Source organism: Agrobacterium sp. LR_9, assembly GCF_041954855.1.
In the GTDB taxonomy this organism is placed as follows: domain Bacteria; phylum Pseudomonadota; class Alphaproteobacteria; order Rhizobiales; family Rhizobiaceae; genus Agrobacterium; species Agrobacterium leguminum.
Genome location: NZ_JAVAYA010000006.1, coordinates 136007 through 154948, shown reverse-complemented (window position 1 = coordinate 154948; position 18942 = coordinate 136007). Strand labels below are relative to the sequence as shown.

Here is an 18942-nt window from a genome sequence, read left to right as displayed (position 1 = left end):
TCGATTTCGCCAGTTCAGCGCGGCAGAACGGTCGCACCCATCAGCGCTTCATCGATCGCGCGCGCCGCCTGGCGGCCTTCGCGGATCGCCCAGACCACCAGTGATTGGCCACGGCGTACGTCGCCCGCCGCCCACAGCTTGTCGACCGAGGTTTTGTAGTCCGTTTCGTTGGCGATCACGTTGGTGGAGCCGCGACGGTCGGTGTTGAGCGTCAGCTTGCCTTCCATTTCCTTCAGCACGCTGTCCGTGAAGGGACCGGAAAAGCCGATGGCGATGAAGGCGAGATCGGCCTTGATGATGAATTCCGTGCCGGCAATCGGCTTGCGGCGGTCATCCACCTGACAGCACTTCACGCCGGTCAACACGCCGTCTTCGCCGACGAATTCGAGCGTCGCCACCTGGAACTCGCGGATGGCGCCTTCGGCCTGCGAGGACGAGGTGCGCATCTTGGTCGCCCAGAAGGGCCAGACGGCCAGCTTGTCTTCCTTTTCCGGCGGCATCGGGCGGATGTCGAGCTGCGTGACCTTCACCGCACCCTGACGGAAAGCCGTACCGACGCAGTCGGATGCGGTATCGCCGCCGCCGACAACGACGACATGCTTGCCGCCGGCAAGAATCGGATCGGCCGGCCAGCCGACGCTGTCGATATTTTCGCGACCGACGCGGCGGTTCTGCTGCACGAGATAGGGCATGGCATCGTAGACGCCATGCAGATCGGCGCCACCGATACCGGCCGGGCGCGGGGTTTCCGAACCGCCGCAATAAAGCACGGCATCGTGGTCGGCCAGAAGCGCCTCAACCGTCACATCGACGCCGACATTGACGCCGCAATGGAAGGTGACGCCTTCACCCTTGATCTGCTCGACACGGCGGTCGATGAAGTTCTTCTCCATCTTGAAGTCCGGGATGCCGTAACGCAACAGGCCGCCGGGCTTGGATTCGCGCTCATAGACATGGACCTCGTGGCCGGCGCGGCCGAGCTGCTGCGCAGCCGCCATGCCCGAAGGACCGGAACCGATGATGGCCACCTTCTTGCCGGTGTGGATCGTCGCAGGCTTCGGCACGATGAAGCCCAACTCATAGGCCTTGTCGGCAATCGCCTGCTCGACGGTCTTGATGGCGACCGGCGCATCCTCGAGATTCAGCGTGCAAGCCTCCTCACAAGGCGCGGGACAGACGCGGCCGGTAAATTCCGGGAAGTTGTTGGTGGAGTGGAGGTTGCGGATCGCCTCTTCCCAATTGTTGTTATAGACCAGATCGTTCCAGTCGGGGATCTGGTTGTGCACGGGACAGCCCGTCGGGCCGTGACAATAGGGAATGCCGCAATCCATGCAGCGCGCCGCCTGCTTCTGCACCTCGGCATCCGACATCGGAATGGTGAATTCGCGGAAATGGCGAATACGATCCGATGCGGGCTGATACTTGCCCACCTGCCGGTCGATCTCCAGAAAACCTGTAACCTTGCCCACGTTTATGTCCTCACATCAAAGCGGAGCGCCTGTCGGGCCCCAGTACCAGTAAGCGAAACCAAAAGCCGCCCCCAGCACGATGAACTCAAATCCGGTCTCGCCGCTCGTCCAGGTGATCGCCGTGGGAACGGCGACCGCGATCATCAGCGAGACCAGTTGGTGTAGTATCCTCACGCGGGGGATTACTCCGCCGCCACGCCCATGCGCATGCGCTCCATTTCCTCAAGCGCACGGCGGTATTCGACCGGCATGACCTTGCGGAATTTCGGACGGAACTCGCTCCAGCGGTCGAGTATATCCTTGGCGCGCGACGAGTTCGTGTAATGGAAGTGGTTCGAGATCAGCTGGTAGAGACGCTCCTCGTCGTGGCGCGTCATGTCCTCGGAAACGTCCACGCGTCCCTTGTGCATGAGGTCGCCGCCGTGATGGTGCAGCTTCTCCAGCATGTCGTCCTCTTCCGGAACCGGCTCCAGCTCGACCATGGCCATGTTGCAGCGGGTGGCGAAATCACCCTTCTCGTCGAGAACATAGGCCACGCCGCCGGACATGCCGGCCGCGAAGTTACGGCCCGTTTCACCGAGAACGACGACGATGCCGCCGGTCATATATTCGCAACCGTGGTCGCCGACACCTTCGACAACCGCGACCGCGCCGGAGTTACGCACCGCGAAACGCTCGCCAGCCACGCCACGGAAATAACACTCGCCGGTGATCGCACCGTAAAGAACGGTATTACCGACGATGATCGAGTTTTCCGCGACGATACGGGTGTTTTCCGGCGGACGCACGATGATGCGGCCACCCGAAAGGCCCTTGCCGACATAGTCGTTGCCGTCACCCACCAGATCGAAGGTGATGCCACGGGCGAGGAAAGCGCCGAAGGACTGGCCCGCCGTTCCCTTGAGAGTGACGTGGATCGTGTCGTCCTTCAGGCCCTTGTGACCCCAGCGCTTGGCAAGCGCGCCCGACAGCATGGCGCCGGCGGAACGGTCGACGTTCTTGATCGGCACTTCGAAGACCACGGGCTCGCGGTTTTCGAGCGACGGCAGGGACTTCTCGATCAGCTTGCGGTCGAGAATGTCATCGATCGGATGCTTCTGGCGCTCGGTCCAGAAGGTCGCTTCCTTCGGAGCTTCGACCTTGTGGAAGATGCGGCTGAAATCCAGCCCCTTGGCCTTCCAGTGCGCCAGCATCTCATCCTTCTCCAGCAGCTCGGAAGCGCCGATGATCTCGTCCAGCCTGGTAACGCCAAGCGAAGCGAGGATTTCGCGCACTTCTTCGGCCACGAAGAAGAAATAGTTGATGACGTGTTCCGGCGTGCCCTTGAAGCGCTTGCGCAGAACCGGGTCCTGCGTGGCAACGCCGACAGGGCAGGTGTTGAGATGGCACTTGCGCATCATGATGCAGCCGGCCGCGATCAGCGGCGCGGTGGCGAAGCCGAATTCATCCGCACCGAGCAGCGCGCCGATGATGACGTCGCGGCCGGTCTTCAGACCGCCATCCACCTGCAGGGCAACGCGCGAGCGAAGACCGTTCAGCACCAGCGTCTGCTGGGTTTCGGCAAGACCGATTTCCCATGGGGAACCGGCGTGCTTCAGCGAGGTGAGCGGCGAAGCGCCCGTGCCGCCATCGAAACCGGCAACGGTGATATGGTCGGCGCGCGCCTTGGCGACACCGGCCGCAACCGTGCCGACGCCCACTTCAGACACCAGCTTCACCGAAACATCGGCTTCCGGGTTGACGTTTTTCAGGTCGTAGATCAGCTGCGCCAGATCTTCGATGGAGTAGATATCGTGATGCGGCGGCGGCGAGATGAGGCCGACGCCCGGCGTCGAATGACGCGTCTTGGCAACGGTCGCATCCACCTTATGGCCGGGCAGCTGGCCGCCTTCGCCGGGCTTGGCACCCTGCGCCACCTTGATCTGCAGCATATCGGCATTGACGAGATATTCGGTCGTCACGCCGAAACGTCCGGAAGCGATCTGCTTGATGGCGGAGCGTTCCGGGTTCGGCTTACCGTTCAACAGCGGCATGTAACGGTCGGATTCTTCGCCGCCCTCACCCGTGTTGGACTTGCCGCCGATACGGTTCATGGCAATCGCAAGCGTGGTATGCGCCTCGCGGCTGATCGAGCCGAAGGACATCGCCCCGGTCGAGAACCGCTTGACGATATCAGCCGCCGGCTCGACCTCATCGATGGAGACCGGCTTGCGACCGAGTGCTTCCGCCGACTTGACCTTGAACAGGCCGCGAATGGTGTTCATGCGCAGCGCCGTCTCATTCACCATGCCGGCGAATTCGCGGTAGCGATCCTGGCTGTTGCCACGCACGGCGTGCTGCAGCGAGGCGACGGCATCCGGCGTCCAGGCGTGGCTTTCGCCGCGCATGCGATAGGCGTATTCGCCGCCAATATCGAGCGTGTTGGCGAGGATCGGGTCCTTGCCAAAGGCCGCTGTGTGACGTGCCACGGTTTCTTCGGCAATCTCCGTCAGGCCGACACCTTCGATGGAGGTGGCGGTGCCGAAGAAATACTTCTCGACGAATTCCGAGGAAAGGCCGATGGCGTCGAAGATCTGTGCGCCGCAATAGGACTGGTAGGTGGAAATGCCCATCTTGGACATGACCTTGAGGATGCCCTTACCCACCGCCTTGATGTAGCGATAGACCACTTCATCGTCGGAGACTTCCTTCGGGAAGGCGCCGTGCTTGTGCATGTCGAGCAGCGTGTCGAAGGCGAGATAGGGGTTGATCGCCTCGGCACCATAACCGGCCAGCAGGCAGAAATGGTGGATTTCGCGCGGTTCACCGGTTTCCACGACGAGGCCGACCGAGGTGCGCAGACCCTTGCGGATCAGGTGATGGTGCACGGCGGCCGTCGCCAGAAGGGCGGGGATCGCAATGCGGTCCGGCCCGAGCTGGCGGTCGGAAAGAACGATGATGTTGTAACCGCCGCGAACGGCCGATTCCGCACGCTCGCACAGGCGGTCGAGCATTTCAGGCATGCCTTCGGCGCCGCGCTCCACATCATAGGTGAAGTCGAGCGTCTTGGTGTCGAAACGGTCTTCCGTGTGGCCGATGGAGCGGATCTTTTCCAGATCGCCATTGGTCAGGATCGGCTGGCGCACTTCCAGACGCTTGGCGCGGGCCGCACCTTCATGGTCGAGAATGTTCGGGCGCGGACCGATGAAGGACACGAGGCTCATGACAAGCTCTTCGCGGATCGGGTCGATCGGCGGGTTGGTCACCTGCGCGAAGTTCTGCTTGAAATAGGTGTAGAGCAGCTTCGACTTTTCCGACATGGCCGAGATCGGCGTATCGGTGCCCATCGAGCCGATGGCTTCCTGACCGGTCGTCGCCATCGGCGACATCAGGAGCTTGGTATCTTCGCTGGTGTAGCCGAAGGCCTGCTGACGGTCGAGCAGCGACACGTCGCGGCGCAGCGCGCGCGGTTCAACCGGCTTCAGCTCTTCGAGGATGAGCTGCGTGCGGTCGAGCCAGGTGCGATAGGGGTGCTTGGCGGCAAGCTCGTGCTTGACTTCCTCGTCGGAAACGATGGAGCCCTTTTCCATGTCGATCAGCAGCATCTTGCCGGGCTGCAAGCGCCACTTCTTGACGATGCGCTCTTCCGGCACCGGCAGCGTGCCTGCTTCCGACGCCATGATGATACGGTCGTCATCGGTGACAAGGTAACGCGCGGGGCGCAGGCCGTTGCGGTCGAGCGTTGCGCCGATCTGCTTGCCATCGGTGAAGGCGACGGCGGCCGGGCCGTCCCACGGCTCCATCAGCGCTGCGTGATATTCGTAGAACGCCTTGCGTTCGGCCGACATGGACTGGTTGCCGGCCCAGGCCTCCGGGATCAGCATCATCACGGCATGGGCCATGGAGTAGCCGCCGCGCACGAGGAATTCGAGCGCGTTGTCGAAGCAGGCGGTATCCGACTGGCCCTCATAGGAGATCGGCCAGAGCTTGGAGATATCGTCGCCGAACAGCACGGAGGAAACCGACGCCTGACGCGCCGCCATCCAGTTGACGTTGCCGCGCAGCGTGTTGATTTCGCCGTTATGGGCAACCATGCGGTAGGGGTGCGCCAGCTTCCAGGACGGGAAGGTGTTGGTGGAAAAACGCTGATGCACGAGGGCGACGGCGGATTCGAAGCGCGGATCGGCCAGATCCTTGTAATAGGCGCCCACCTGATAGGCGAGGAACATGCCCTTGTAGACGATGGTCGAAGACGACAGCGAAACGGGATAGAAATCCTGCGTTTCCTTGCCGCCGCCTTCGTCATAGATGCGGTTGGACAGTACCTTGCGGATCAGGAACAGCTTGCGCTCGAAATCGGCATTGCTCGCGGCATCGCGGCCGGCGCCGATGAAGACCTGCACGTGGTGCGGTTCGGTCGCTGCGATATCCGGCGCCTTGGAGAGCGAGGAATTGTCGACCGGCACATCGCGGAAGCCAAGGAACTGCTGCCCCTCTTCGCCGATGACGTCGACGATGACCTTCTTGTAGTGCTCGATGCGGGAAGGATCGCGCGGCATAAAGATGTGGCCGACGGCATATTCGCCGGCCTTCGGCAGGGTAACGCCCTGCGCGGCCATTTCCTCGCGGAAGAAGCGGTCGGGAATCTGCACGAGAATGCCAGCACCATCGCCCATCAGCGGATCTGCGCCGACGGCGCCGCGATGCGTCAGGTTTTCAAGGATGAACAGGCCGTCCTTGACGATCTGGTGCGACTTGGCGCCCTTCATATGGGCAACGAAGCCGACGCCGCAGGCATCATGTTCATTGGCCGGATCGTAAAGACCCTGCCTTTCCGGCAAACCGCCCGCGAAACGCGCTTTCGCAGAAACGGGTGCGGCCGCAGCCGCGGTGGGACAGTCTGTGGTCAGGGTGGCGGCGGCGATTTCCGCCTGCGGCTTGTTCGTCATTTTTGTCCCTCCTGCAAAATTACTTGCATGGTTTCATGCGAAGATCCGGCTCGACCACGAATTTTCGCTTCCCGCAAAATCCGCATTCAATCCGGCTCGACCAAATTTAGGACAGCAAAGCTGTCTCAATTCAAGAGGATTTTGGCAGAAACAGGCGAATTTAGCAAGGGTGCGAATCCAATTAGTGAAAGCCCCATTTTGCAGCGAAGTTTCGATACTGACCTATTGCGCGAAACTTTCTTATCGCAAGACCCGCGGAGCCATTGCTTTCATTGCCGGATTTGCCAATCGCAATCTTAGATCATAGAACTTTGCCGTTCATCGCGCCACGCATTCCCAAACCAGAACCCCAGCCATCGGAAAGCCTTCAGAGATGTTTTTTGCTTCAGACAATTGGGCCGGCGCCCACCCTGCCGTCAACGAACGGCTTTCGCGGGAATCCACGCGCTTTGCCGCCGCCTACGGCACCAGCGAACTCGATCTCTCCATCGAAAAGCGCTTCAACGAGATTTTCGAGCGCGAGGTCGCGGTGTTTTTCGTCGCCACCGGCACGGCGGCCAATTCGCTTTCGCTGGCCAGCATCGCCCGCGCCGGCGGCCTGACCTTCTGTCACTCCGAAGCGCATGTGATCGAGGACGAATGCGGCGCGCCGGATTTCTTTTCCGGCATGCGCATGGTCGCCGTCGAGGGACCGAACGGCAAGATGCTGCCGGAGAACCTCATCGAGCGCATTGCGCGTTATCCGCAGGATGCCGTGCATCACGGCCGCGCCGCAGCCATCACCATGACGCAGGCGACCGAGGCCGGCACGGTCTACACGCTCGATGAAATCGACGCCATCGCCAAAATCGCCAAGGATAACGGCCTGCCGCTGCATATGGATGGCGCGCGTTTCGCCAATGCGCTGGCCGCCCTCGGCACCACGCCCGCCGAAATGACCTGGAAACGCGGCGTCGACGTGCTGTCTTTCGGCGGCACGAAAAATGGCTGCTGGTGTGCGGAAGCAATCGTGTTTTTCGATCCTTCGCTCGCCCGGGATTTCTCCTTCCTGCGCAAGCGCACCGCTCAACTTTTCTCGAAATCGCGTTTCATCGCCGCGCAATTCGAAGCCTATTTGCAGGACGACCTGTGGCTCGGTCTCGCAAGCCATGCCAATGCCATGGCCAACCGGCTGCGCGCCGGCTTCGGCTCGCTGAACAGCGCCCGCCTCGCTTGGCCGACCCAGGCCAATGAAGTTTTCGCCATTCTGCCGAAGGCTGCCGCAGAAGCCGCCACGGCAAAGGGTGCGAAGTTCTATGACTGGCTGGAGCCGCGCGACATGCCGGAAAAGGTCGGCAAGGACGAAGTGCTGATCCGTATGGTCACCAGCTTTGCGACGACCGAGGCCGATGTCGACGAATTCCTGTCGATCTGCGCTGCCGTTTAAACTATCGGAGGGCGTCGCCTTGCGGCGCCCTCATACCTCCTGCAGCCGGTAACCGACCCCGGTTTCCGTCAGAATATAGCGCGGCTGATCCGGGATTTTTTCGATCTTCTGGCGAAGCTGGCGCACATAGACCCGCAAATATTGCACATCGGTCAGTTCGTCCCATACATGCTCCAGCAGAAAACGGTGCGTCAGCACCTTGCCGGCATGCTGCACCAGAACCCGCAGAATGTCATACTCCTTGGGCGAGAGCTTCACTTCCCGGTCCTCCACCTTGACGATGCGCCGGACCAGATCGACGGAAAGATCTCCGGTCTGGAACACCGGCCTCTCCCCCTGGCTTTGCAGACGATGGCGCAGGGCGACGCGGATGCGGGCGACGAGTTCGTTCATGCCGAAAGGCTTGGTGATATAGTCATCCGCCCCCAGTTCCAGCGCCCTGACGATACCCGCCTCATCCGTGCGGCTGGAGAGAATGATGACCGGCAGCGCCAGCCCTTCGCCGCGCCATTTCGCCAGAAGATCATGACCCGACATATCCGGCAGGCCGAGATCGAGAACGACGAGATCGGGCTTGTCCTCACTGACCAGCTGCATGGCGACCTTCGCATTCATCGCCTCGCTCACCGCATATTCCTGGGTCGACAGCCCTACGCGCAAAAGCTTGCGGATCGGCGGTTCGTCGTCGACGATCAGAATACGAACGGCGGAATTGGTCATTCTCGATCTCCCTCAGCGGCATAGCTGCTTGTCGCCGGCAATCGCGCCTTAATCATGGTCTATCATCGGCGCATCGGCGGGAACCGGCAGACTGACGGTAAACTGCGCACCGGTGCGGCCCGACCTGTTTTCCGCGCGGATCGAACCACCCATGGCCTCGATAAACCCCTTGCAGATGGATAGCCCCAGGCCCGTTCCGGCCTGCACATGGTCCGCCTTGCGCACCCGGTAGAAACTGTCAAACACCCGCTCCGTATCGTCGGGCGGAATACCCGGCCCCGCATCGGCCACGGAGAGGAAGATATTTTTGCCCTGCCGCCAACCGCGAATCTCGATGGCTGTGTGTTCGGGAGCGTATTTGGCGGCATTGTCGATGAGATTGAACAGAACCTGTTCGAAAAGCACGGGGTCGACCTTCAGCATCGGCAGGTCGGAGGGAATATCCAGAACGATCTCATGCCTGACGACGATTTTCGCTGCGCGCGAAAGTGCGGTTCCGACCATATCGCCCACGAAATGCAGACCGTAATTCGGCTCCATCGCTCCCGACCCGATCCGCGTCATATCAAGAAGATTGGAGATGAAGCGGTTCAGCCGCTCGGATTCCTCGATGATCGTCGAAAGCAGTTCGGCGCGGGCATCCGGCGGGATGTCCTCGGCGAAATCCTTCAACGTTCCCGCCGAGCCCAGAATGGCCGCAAGCGGCGTCTTGAGATCATGGGAAATGGATGTCAGCAGCGCGGTGCGCAGCCGGTCGGTTTCCGCCGCAAGCCTTGCCCGGTCGACATCCGAGACGAGCTGGATTCGCTCGATGGCAAGTGCTGCCTGATCGGCCAGGGCATCGAACAGTCGCTGCTGTTCGGGCGTCAGAAGCGGGCCGAGCCGGTCATCGTCCAGCCCCACCACGCCGACGGCGCCGCTGCCGGTGCGCAGGGGCAGATAAAGCCGTTTGGCGCCGGGAAGGGTATCCGCGCCCCTGCCCGCCGCCTTGTTATGTTCCCAGGCCCATTGCGCGGCGGCAATATCGGCATCCACCAGCGTATCGTCCGGCGGATATCCCGCCTTGACCGTGATCGTATTATTTTCAGGTAAAAGCAGAACGATCCGCACCTTCAGCATCGAGGCCATCTGGAAAGCGGCCGCCCACAGGACATCGTCCAGCGTTCCAGTCACCGAAAGCTTCTTCGAGAACAGATATAAATCTTCCGTCGTCCGCGCCCTTGCCCGCGCGGCGGCGGCCTGCCGTTGCACGGCTGCGGTAAGATTGGAGGCGACAAGCGCCACACCGAGATAAAACAGCAGCGCCACGACACTTTCCGGATCGCGAACGGTCAGGGTGTAACGCGGCTCAAGGAAGAAAAAATTGAATGCAAAAGCGCCGAGCAGGGAAGCATAAAGCGCTGGCCCCAGCCCGCCGCGCACGGCGGCGGCGAGAACCGCCATCAGGAACACGAGCGCCAGATTTCTGACATCGAGCGTCTGGTCGAGCACGATGCCGGCCACGATCGCCAAACCGACGAACAGGGTGCTGTTAAGATAAGGCCGTATGGAACCATGCGATTGCGCCGAGGCTGGCTTTGCGGTCTGGCCCAGCTTCTCTTCTTTTTTATCGCCGGAAATGACGTGAACGCTGATATCGCCCGCATGGTCGATCAGATCATGCGTCAGCGAGCGCTGAAAAATCCGCTGCCACCAGGATTTTCGCGGGCGGCCGATGATGATGTGGGTGAAATTATTGGCGTTGGCATAGGAGATGATCTCCCGTGTCAGGTCGAGCGCCGGCAGGGTCACCGTCTCGCCGCCAAGCTGCTGGGCAAGCCGCATCGTGCCGGCCAGCCGGTCCTTCTCCGCCTCCGACAATTGCTGCGAACGCGGCGTATCGAGATGCAGCGCCGTCCAGGGCGCACGCAGACGATCCGCCTGCCGGCGGGCATAACGCACCAGACCCGGGCCATTGCCGCCGTGGTCCAGGCAAACCAGAACCCTGTCGCCCGCCGCCCATGGGCCGGAAATGGCATGGGACTGCATGTGGTTGAGCAACTGCTCATCCACCCGTTGCGCGGTGCGCCGCAGCGCAAGCTCTCGCAACGCCGTCAGATTGCCGCGCGAGAAATAATTCTCGATGGCGCGCCGGGCGGTGCGGGGCAGGTAAACCTTGCCATCCTGCAGCCGCTTGATCAGATCGTCTGGCGTAATATCGATGATTTCGACATCGTCGGCCCGGTCGATAATGCTGTCGGGCACCGTTTCGCGAACGCGGATGCGGGTGATCTGCGCAACGACGTCGTTCAGGCTTTCGACATGCTGGATGTTCAGCGTCGTATAGACGTCGATGCCTTGCGCCAGAATTTCCTGAACATCCATGTAGCGCTTGGGGTGGCGGCTGCCGGCGGCATTGGTGTGCGCCAGTTCATCGACCAGAACCAGAGCGGGACGGCGGGCGAGAATGGCATCGAGATCCATCTCTTCGAGCACCTGACCGCGATAATCGATACGCCGGCGCGCGATGATCTCGAAACCCTGCACCAGCGTTTCGGTTTCCCGGCGGCCATGGGTTTCCACGACGCCGATGACGGCATCCACCCCATCCGCCAGCTTCGCACGGCCGGACATCAGCATTTCATAGGTCTTGCCGACGCCGGGCGCTGCTCCCAAAAAAATCTTCAGCCGGCCACGCGCCTCGCGCCGGGCGTTTTCCAGCAGCGCATCGGGCGACGGTCGGCTCGGCATATCGCGATTGTCGTCAGGCATTTAACCCACCAGTGGTCGAGGCTATGGCTTGCGAACAAGCCATAGCCATTTCAGTTCATGAACCGGCTGCGTCAAGAGCCATGTTGAGCGCCAGCACATTCACGACCGGCTCTCCCATAAATCCGAGTTCCGGTCCTTCGACATGGCGCTCCACGATGGCACGCAGGGATGCCTCATCCACGCCCCTTGCTTTGGCGACTCGGGGAACCTGAAAATAAGCAGCCTCCGGCGAAACATGCGGATCAAGGCCGCTGCCCGAGGCCGTCACCAGATCGACCGGAACCTCGGCCGTCGGATTTTCGGCTTTTGCGGCCTCGTAATCCTGTTTCACCCGGTCGATAAGCTTGGCGCTCGTCGGACCGAGATTGGAGCCGGACGACGAAGCGGCATTGTAACCGTCACCGGCAGCCGATGGCCTGCCGTGGAAATATTTCTCACTGGCAAAGGACTGCCCGATCAATTGCGAACCTGCAACAGCACCATTCTTTTCGATGAGGCTGCCATTGGCCTGAAAAGGGAAGATCGCCTGCGCGAGACCCGTCATGCCCAGAGGATAGGCAAGGCCGGTGATGGCGGTGGTGGCGAGGATGAGCACCAGTGCGGGACGAAGCTGTTTGAACATTGTCTTTACTCCTCAGGCGAGACCGAGCGCCGTGACGGCGAGGTCGATGACCTTGATGCCGATGAAGGGAACGATGATGCCGCCGAGGCCATAGATGACCAGATTGCGCGACAGCAGCGCACCCGCGCCGATCGGCCGATATTTGACGCCCTTCAGCGAGAGCGGGATGAGCGCGATGATGATGAGCGCGTTGAAGATGATGGCCGACAGGATGGCGCTCTGCGGTGTCGAAAGCCCCATCACATTCAGAACGCCAAGCTGCGGATAGAGCGCCAGGAACATTGCCGGGATAATGGCGAAATATTTGGCGATATCGTTGGCGATGGAGAACGTCGTCAGCGCGCCGCGCGTCATCAGCAATTGCTTGCCGATTTTCACGATCTCGATGAGCTTGGTCGGATCGCTGTCGAGATCGACCATATTGCCCGCCTCGCGTGCCGCCACCGTACCGGTGTTCATGGCAACGCCGACATCGGCCTGCGCCAGCGCCGGCGCGTCGTTGGTGCCGTCACCGCACATGGCGACGAGCTTGCCCTTGCCCTGTTCCTCGCGGATAAGCTCCAGCTTGTTTTCCGGTGTCGCCTGGGCAAGGAAATCATCGACGCCGGCTTCGGCCGCAATCGCTGCCGCCGTCATCGGGTTGTCGCCGGTGATCATCACCGTGCGGATGCCCATGCGGCGAAGCTCTGCGAAACGCTCGCGAATGCCGCCCTTGACGATGTCCTTCAGCTGCACGACGCCGAGCAGCTTGCCATCGCGCACGACGGCGAGCGGCGTGCCGCCGGTCTTGGCGATCTCTTCCGCAATTGTCCGGATGCCGCGTGCGGCGTCCGTTTCGGTTTTGACGGCAAGCGCCACATTGCCCTGTTGCGGAGCGCCACCGTTAACGTAGGCTAGAACGGCGTCGACAGCACCCTTGCGAATGGAGGAACCTTCGAAATCGACACCGCTCATGCGGGTCTGGGCGGTGAATGGTACGAAATTCGCGTGCAGTTTCTGCATGTCGCGGGCGCGGATGCCGTATTTTTCCTTGGCGAGAACCACGATGGAACGGCCTTCCGGCGTTTCGTCGGCCAGGGAGGCAAGCTGCGCCGCATCGGCCAGTTCCTGCTCGGAAACGCCGGCAACGGGACGAAACTCGGTCGCCTGCCGGTTGCCGAGGGTGATGGTGCCGGTCTTGTCGAGCAGCAGCGTATCGACATCGCCGGCAGCCTCGACGGCGCGGCCGGACATGGCCAGCACGTTGAAACGAACCAGTCTGTCCATGCCGGCAATGCCGATGGCGGACAGAAGCGCGCCGATGGTAGTCGGGATGAGCGTTACGAACAGAGCCACCAGCACGATGATCGGGATCGAACCGCCGGCATAGGCCGCGAAGCTTGGAATGGTCGCGGTGGCCAGCACGAAGATCAGCGTCATGCCCGCGAGCAGAATGTTGAGCGCGATCTCGTTCGGCGTCTTCTGGCGTTCAGCGCCTTCGACCAGCGAAATCATCCGGTCGAGGAAGGTGGAACCGGCGGCGGCGGTGATGCGAACCCTGATCCAGTCCGACAGCACCTGCGTGCCGCCGGTAACGGCCGAGCGATCACCGCCGGATTCGCGGATGACGGGGGCGGATTCGCCGGTGATTGCCGCCTCGTTGACGGAGGCGACACCTTCGATGACTTCGCCGTCGGAGGGGATGATATCGCCCGCCTCGACGAGAACGACATCGTTCACCTTCAGGCTGGTACCCGCCACCATCTTGTACTGGCTGCGGTCATCGCCGGTGAGCAGTTTCGCCTGGGTTTCGGTGCGGGTCCGGCGCAGTGAATCCGCCTGCGCCTTGCCGCGCCCTTCGGCGACGGCTTCCGCGAAATTGGCGAACAATACGGTGAACCAGAGCCAGAGATTGATCTGGAAGGAGAAACCAAGATTGGTGCCGCCCATGATGAGGTCGCGGATGAACAGCACCGTTGTCAGCACTGACACCGTCGCGACCACGAACATGACCGGGTTGCGCGCCAGCGTGCGTGGGTTGAGCTTTTTGAATGCGGCGGCAATGGCCGGCACGAGAATGCGAGAATCGAGGATGCTCGCTTGTTTGGACTGGCTCATGAAGAGGCTCCAGCGTTTGAAACGGGGCGACCGATAAAGGTCGATCAGCCCGTGATAACTTCGAGAGCGACAACGGCGGCGACGAGAGTCGCCATCATCGCGAGAATGAGATTGGAAGCGCACCAGCCGCCGGGCGTGGCGCTGCCTTTGACGGGAGCACCTTTGCGAGCGGAGACGATGCAGTTATTTCGGGACTTGTCGTTCATGGTGTCACCTCAGAAGAGCTGGCCTGCCGCCATCACCAGATGTTCGGCAACGGGGCCGAGCGCCAGTGCAGGCAGGAAGGTAAGGCCGCCGACAATCAGGATCGTGCCGACAAGCAGGCCGACGAAAAGCGGGCCATCCGTCGGGAAGGTGCCAGCCGAGGCCGGAACGGTCTTCTTGGTGACCAGCGAACCGGCAATGGCGAGTGCCGGAATGATGACCAGAAAACGGCCCATCAGCATGCCAAAGCCAAGCGTGATGTTGTACCAGGTGGTGTTGCCTGTGAGGCCGCCGAAGGCGGAGCCGTTATTGGCGGCCGCCGAGGTATAGGCATAGAGGATTTCGGAGAAGCCGTGCGGCCCCGCGGTGCCGATCGATGCGACCGCCGAGGGCAGCACGGTGGCCGTTGCCGTGAAGACGAGCATGGCGAGCGGGAGGCAGAGAATGGCCAGAACCGCCATCTTCATTTCCTTGGCCTCGATCTTCTTGCCGAGATATTCCGGCGTGCGCCCGACCATCAGCCCCGCCACAAAGATGGCGATGACGATGAAGAGCAGAATGCCGTAAAAACCCGCGCCGACACCGCCGACGATCACCTCGCCCAGCTGCATGTTAATGAGTGGGATAAGACCACCCAGCGCCGTGAAGCTGCCATGCATGGCATTGACCGCGCCGCAGGAGGCGGCGGTGGTGATGACCGCAAAGAGCGACGAGAGCGCCACGCCGAAACGGACCTCCTTGCCCTCCATATTGCCGCCGGCAAGACCGAAGCTGTGCATCAGCGGGTTTCCGGCCGCTTCCGCCCAATAGGTGACGGCGACGCCGGCGATGAACAGCACGCCCATGGCGGCGAGGATCGCCCAACCCTGGCGCTGGTTACCGACCATGCGGCCGAAGACGTTGGTAAAGGCGGCGCCAATGGCGAAGATCGACACCATCTGGATCATGTTGGAAATGGCATCCGGGTTCTCGAAGGGATGCGCCGAATTGGCGTTGAAGAAACCGCCGCCATTGGTGCCCAGCATCTTGATTGCCAGCTGTGACGCGACGGGGCCGACGGCAATCGTCTGCTGCGCGCCTTCCAGCGTCTGCGCATTCACATAGGCGCCGAGCGTCTGCGGCACGCCGAGCCAGACGTAAACGAGGGTCAGCACGATGCAGAGGGGTAAAAGCACGTAGAGGGTCGAGCGAACCATATCCACCCAGAAATTGCCGATCGCCTTGCCGGAAGCGCGGGAAAATGCGCGGATCAGGCCGATGGCGATGGCCATGCCTGTTGCGGCGGAGACGAAGTTCTGCACGGTGAGACCCGCCATCTGGGTCAGATAGGACAGGGTGCTTTCGCCGCCATAATTCTGCCAGTTGGTGTTGGTGACGAAGCTGACCGCCGTATTGAAGGACAATTCCGGTCCCACGGCCGCCATTGCCTGCGGATTATAGGGCAGCACCGCCTGAAAGCGCATCAGGGCATAAAGCAGGGCAAAACCAAGCAGGTTGAAGAGAAGCATGGAGAACGCATAGGTCGTCCAGTGCTGCTCCTCACGTTCGCTTGTCCCGGCAAGGGCATAAAGGCCGCGCTCGACGGGTGCGAGAACCGGCGACAGCAGGGTGCGCTCGCCATTAAAGACACGCGCCATATAGAAGCCGAGCGGCTTCACCAGCGCAAAAATGATCCCGCAAAAAAGCAGAATCTGAAACCATCCAGTGAGGGTCATGGTATTGAACTTTCAATAAAGCATCGGACCGAAAAGTGTCATGCGGTTTTCGGAAAATCCGATGCTCGGACAGAAAGAGAGAGCGGCGGATCCGATTCCATTTTTCTCTCCGCCGCGCGAACCGCCGCTTCCCGATCAGAAACGTTCGGGGCGAATGAGAGCATAGGTGAGATAGGCGGCGATAAAGACCGTGACGGCGCCGCTCAAGATATAGTCGAATGTCATCGCAGCCTCCGTCTAAAGCCGGTCGCAGGCGCGCGTATAGGCAAAGCAGAGGGCGAAAAACACCGTGGCTGCGCCGATCAGAACAACATCCATCATCGATGGGACTCCTTTTTATTCGAGGAGCCGGACAGGAAGAAAAGCGCCGTCATGTGGGACGTCGCTTTTCACTCTTTCTGGCTGAGAAGGGAACACCATCCCTTCACGCACAGAAGAATGCACCCGAACCGCATAAAGGTTCGAGACGGCCACAGAGGCAATAAAATAGGAATCTTATAGGAATTTCGATGCCCGCCGGTCGCGGGCATCGCTGCCGCTACTTAGAGTTTTGACGCATTTCCGGACGGAAAACCGGGGTCCACTTTTTCTGGAAGTGCTCTAAGAGAGCGGGCTATCACCGAAAGCGGAAACGATGGTTTCCGCCGGGCTTTTACCGGCCAGCAGCGCTGCCAGCAAAATGCGGGCCTGGCCCGGGCGAAGCGTGGATGAATGCACGGCGCCCGCCGCGACAAGATCATGCCCGCCGCCGCCGCCGCCATAAGTCGCCACCAGCCGCCCTTCCGGCACGCGGCTGGAAACGATGACGGGAACGCCGCGTTCGGCGCAGCGCTTCACGGCTTCGGCGATACGCGGATTGGCGTTGCCGGAACCGAGTGCGGCAAGAACGATGCCTTGCGCGCCCGCCTGCAGACTTGCATCGATATGGGTCGCGTCACAGCCGGGATGAATGGCGACGATATCGACGCGCTGATCGGTTACCGGGGCGGAAAGCCGCAGCATTGCGGCAGCAGCCAGCGGCCGGGCGGAGCGGAAGGCATCCGCCTCATCCGCGCTCAGCTTATAAAGCCCCCAGGCCGGCAGACAGCGGCCGCCGAAGGAGAGGAGCACGCCTTTTGCGGCATTCGCCTGATCGAGCGCTGTTTCTATGGCCCGGGCCAGATTGGCCGGCCCGTCCGCGTCCTTATGGTCTGCCGTAAACTGTGCGCCGGTGAAGACCACCGGCTTTGTGATGGCCCGCTGCAAATGCACGAGCAGCGAGGATTCTTCCATGGCATCGGTGCCATGCAGAACCACGATGCCGGCAACGGCGGGATCATCGAGCTCGGCGCCCACAGCATCGCTGATGCGCTGCATGTCTGCCAGTGTCAGGCTGGAGGAATCCTTCGCCATCAGGTCGACCGGCTTCAGCCGGGCGTTGATCTGCGGAACCAGCGCCAGCAGGTCCTCACCCGAAAGGCTGGGCGTGCTCACGCCATCGGCACCACGCCGGCTGGCGATGGTGCCGCCGGTGGCGATGACCGCCACCAGAGGCGTTGCGTCCTGCCCGCTCACTGTGATGCTCCCGCACGTTCGTCCGCGAGACGGTAGATGCGGTCACGCAAGAGATACCAGCCGATGACGAGCGCCGGGATGATGACCAGCAGCGAGGCGATGGTCCAGGAGCCGACAGGATAATCGAAGGCCATCAGCACCAACACGCCGAACAGGAAGATGAGCGTGAGAATGCCGGTGTACGGCGCGCCGAACATGCGGAAATCCGGACGCACGAGTTCACCACGCTTGGAAAGCTGCCAGAGCTTCAACTGGCAGAGCACGATGACGGCCCATGCGCAGATGATGCCAAGCGCTGAGAGGTTGAGCGCGATCTCGAAGGCCGAAGCGGGAACGACGGCGTTCAGCGCCACACCGAGAACGGTGACGACGGCGGTCACCGCGATGCCGCCATAGGGCACGCCGTTCTTGTTCATCTTCGCAAGTGCTGCCGGCGCCGAGCCGGAAACCGCCATCGAGTGCAGGATGCGGCCGGTGGAATAAAGCCCGGCATTGAGCGAGGACAGCACGGCGGTCAGAACCACGAGGTTCATGATCACGTCAGCGCCCTGCACGCCGATGGAACCGAAGAAGGTGACGAAGGGGCTCTCGCCGGCCTTGTAGGCGGTATAGGGCAGAAGCAGCGCGAACAGCAGCACCGAACCGACATAAAAGACCACGAGACGCAGGACCACGGCCCGGATGGCGCGGGGCATGACCTTGCGCGGGTCTTCCGTCTCGCCTGCCGCCGTGCCGATCAGTTCGATGGAGGCATAAGCGAAGACGACGCCCTGTATGATGACGAAGGCTGGCAAAATACCGTTCGGGAAGAAACCGCCATTATCGGTGATGATGCTAAAGCCGGTGACATGGCCTTCGATGGGGGTGCCGAAAATGACGAAATAAATGCCGACCACGAGGAAGATCGCAAGCGCCAGCACCTTGATGAGGCTGAACCAGAATTCGAGCTCACCAAAGACCTTCACCGACAGCATGTTCATGGCCAGCACGACCAGAAGCGCCGTCATCGCGAAGACCCACTGATCGATACCCGCAAGCCACGGAACATATTGCTTGAAGAAATTCATGTAGAGAGCAACGGCGGTCACATCCGCCACCGAGGTCATGGCCCAGTTCAGCCAGTACATCCAGCCGGCCGCGAAGGCCATCTTCTCGCCGTAGAACTCACGGGCATAGGACACGAAGGAACCGGAGCTCGGACGGTGCATGATCAGTTCGCCGAGCGCGCGCAGCACCAGAAAAGCGAAGAAGCCGCAGAGTGCATAAACAAACACCAGCGCCGGGCCTGCCTGTGCCAGACGACCGCCCGCACCGAGGAAAAGCCCGGTGCCGATGGCGCCGCCAATGGCGATCATCTGAATCTGACGCGGTTTGAGGGCCTTGTGGTAACCGAGGTCTTCTTCGACGAAGACCTCACGATCGGCTGACGCCGTTTTCCCAGAATGCATGGATATTT

The 18942-nt window shown here is 61.4% G+C and carries 13 protein-coding genes; 1 reads left to right on the top strand and 12 read right to left on the bottom strand.

Annotation, left to right across the window (positions count from 1 at the left end; genetic code table 11):
- Nucleotides 1-14: 14 nt before the first annotated feature.
- Genes RAC79_RS09835 through gltB form a run of 3 tightly spaced genes read right to left on the bottom strand, consistent with a single transcriptional unit; the run spans nucleotide 15 to nucleotide 6397 of the window.
- Nucleotides 15-1469 (bottom strand): glutamate synthase subunit beta, encoded by a 1455-nt coding sequence (locus RAC79_RS09835; RefSeq protein ID WP_065656528.1) that lies wholly within the window; start codon nucleotides 1467-1469, stop codon nucleotides 15-17.
- Between the two features lie 15 nt (nucleotides 1470-1484).
- The gene (locus RAC79_RS09830) at nucleotides 1485-1643 is read right to left on the bottom strand and encodes a hypothetical protein (protein ID WP_003519555.1); all 159 of its coding nucleotides are present in this window, start codon (nucleotides 1641-1643) and stop codon (nucleotides 1485-1487) included.
- Between the two features lie 8 nt (nucleotides 1644-1651).
- Nucleotides 1652-6397 carry a glutamate synthase large subunit gene (gene gltB / locus RAC79_RS09825; protein ID WP_065656529.1) on the bottom strand — a complete coding sequence of 1582 codons (4746 nt, stop codon included), beginning with the start codon at nucleotides 6395-6397 and terminating at the stop codon, nucleotides 1652-1654.
- Between the two features lie 373 nt (nucleotides 6398-6770).
- Between gltB and RAC79_RS09820 the strand changes: the two genes are divergently transcribed.
- On the top strand, nucleotides 6771-7823 hold the full coding sequence (locus RAC79_RS09820) for a low specificity L-threonine aldolase (RefSeq protein ID WP_080857488.1): 1053 nt from the start codon (nucleotides 6771-6773) through the stop codon (nucleotides 7821-7823).
- A gap of 30 nt (nucleotides 7824-7853) precedes the next feature.
- Here RAC79_RS09820 and RAC79_RS09815 read toward each other — a convergent pair whose 3' ends face one another.
- From RAC79_RS09815 to RAC79_RS09775, 9 genes are all read right to left on the bottom strand, one after another.
- Nucleotides 7854-8543 carry a response regulator transcription factor gene (locus tag RAC79_RS09815; protein WP_078052059.1) on the bottom strand — a complete coding sequence of 230 codons (690 nt, stop codon included), beginning with the start codon at nucleotides 8541-8543 and terminating at the stop codon, nucleotides 7854-7856.
- Between the two features lie 48 nt (nucleotides 8544-8591).
- Nucleotides 8592-11294: a sensor histidine kinase KdpD gene (locus RAC79_RS09810; RefSeq protein ID WP_174040066.1), complete on the bottom strand. Its 2703-nt coding sequence runs from the start codon at nucleotides 11292-11294 to the stop codon at nucleotides 8592-8594.
- A gap of 55 nt (nucleotides 11295-11349) precedes the next feature.
- Entirely contained in the window at nucleotides 11350-11916 is a 567-nt protein-coding gene (gene kdpC, locus RAC79_RS09805; RefSeq protein ID WP_374996991.1) for a potassium-transporting ATPase subunit KdpC, read from the bottom strand.
- 12 nt (nucleotides 11917-11928) lie between these two features.
- Nucleotides 11929-14013 carry a potassium-transporting ATPase subunit KdpB gene (kdpB, locus tag RAC79_RS09800; RefSeq protein WP_374996990.1) on the bottom strand — a complete coding sequence of 695 codons (2085 nt, stop codon included), beginning with the start codon at nucleotides 14011-14013 and terminating at the stop codon, nucleotides 11929-11931.
- 44 nt (nucleotides 14014-14057) lie between these two features.
- Nucleotides 14058-14219 carry a hypothetical protein gene (locus tag RAC79_RS09795; RefSeq protein WP_162856846.1) on the bottom strand — a complete coding sequence of 54 codons (162 nt, stop codon included), beginning with the start codon at nucleotides 14217-14219 and terminating at the stop codon, nucleotides 14058-14060.
- 9 nt (nucleotides 14220-14228) lie between these two features.
- Nucleotides 14229-15932, bottom strand: coding sequence for a potassium-transporting ATPase subunit KdpA (gene kdpA, locus RAC79_RS09790; RefSeq protein WP_142845366.1), 1704 nt, complete (start codon nucleotides 15930-15932; stop codon nucleotides 14229-14231).
- A gap of 135 nt (nucleotides 15933-16067) precedes the next feature.
- Nucleotides 16068-16157, bottom strand: a complete 90-nt coding sequence (kdpF, locus tag RAC79_RS09785) for a K(+)-transporting ATPase subunit F (protein ID WP_003506089.1) — start codon at nucleotides 16155-16157, stop codon at nucleotides 16068-16070.
- A gap of 375 nt (nucleotides 16158-16532) precedes the next feature.
- A complete protein-coding gene (locus RAC79_RS09780) occupies nucleotides 16533-17486 on the bottom strand; it encodes an asparaginase (protein WP_174040069.1) in 954 nt (317 codons plus the stop codon).
- Nucleotides 17483-18934, bottom strand: a complete 1452-nt coding sequence (locus RAC79_RS09775) for an amino acid permease (RefSeq protein WP_078052064.1) — start codon at nucleotides 18932-18934, stop codon at nucleotides 17483-17485. Before RAC79_RS09775 ends, RAC79_RS09780 begins: the two co-directional genes overlap by 4 nt.
- Nucleotides 18935-18942: the final 8 nt, after the last annotated feature.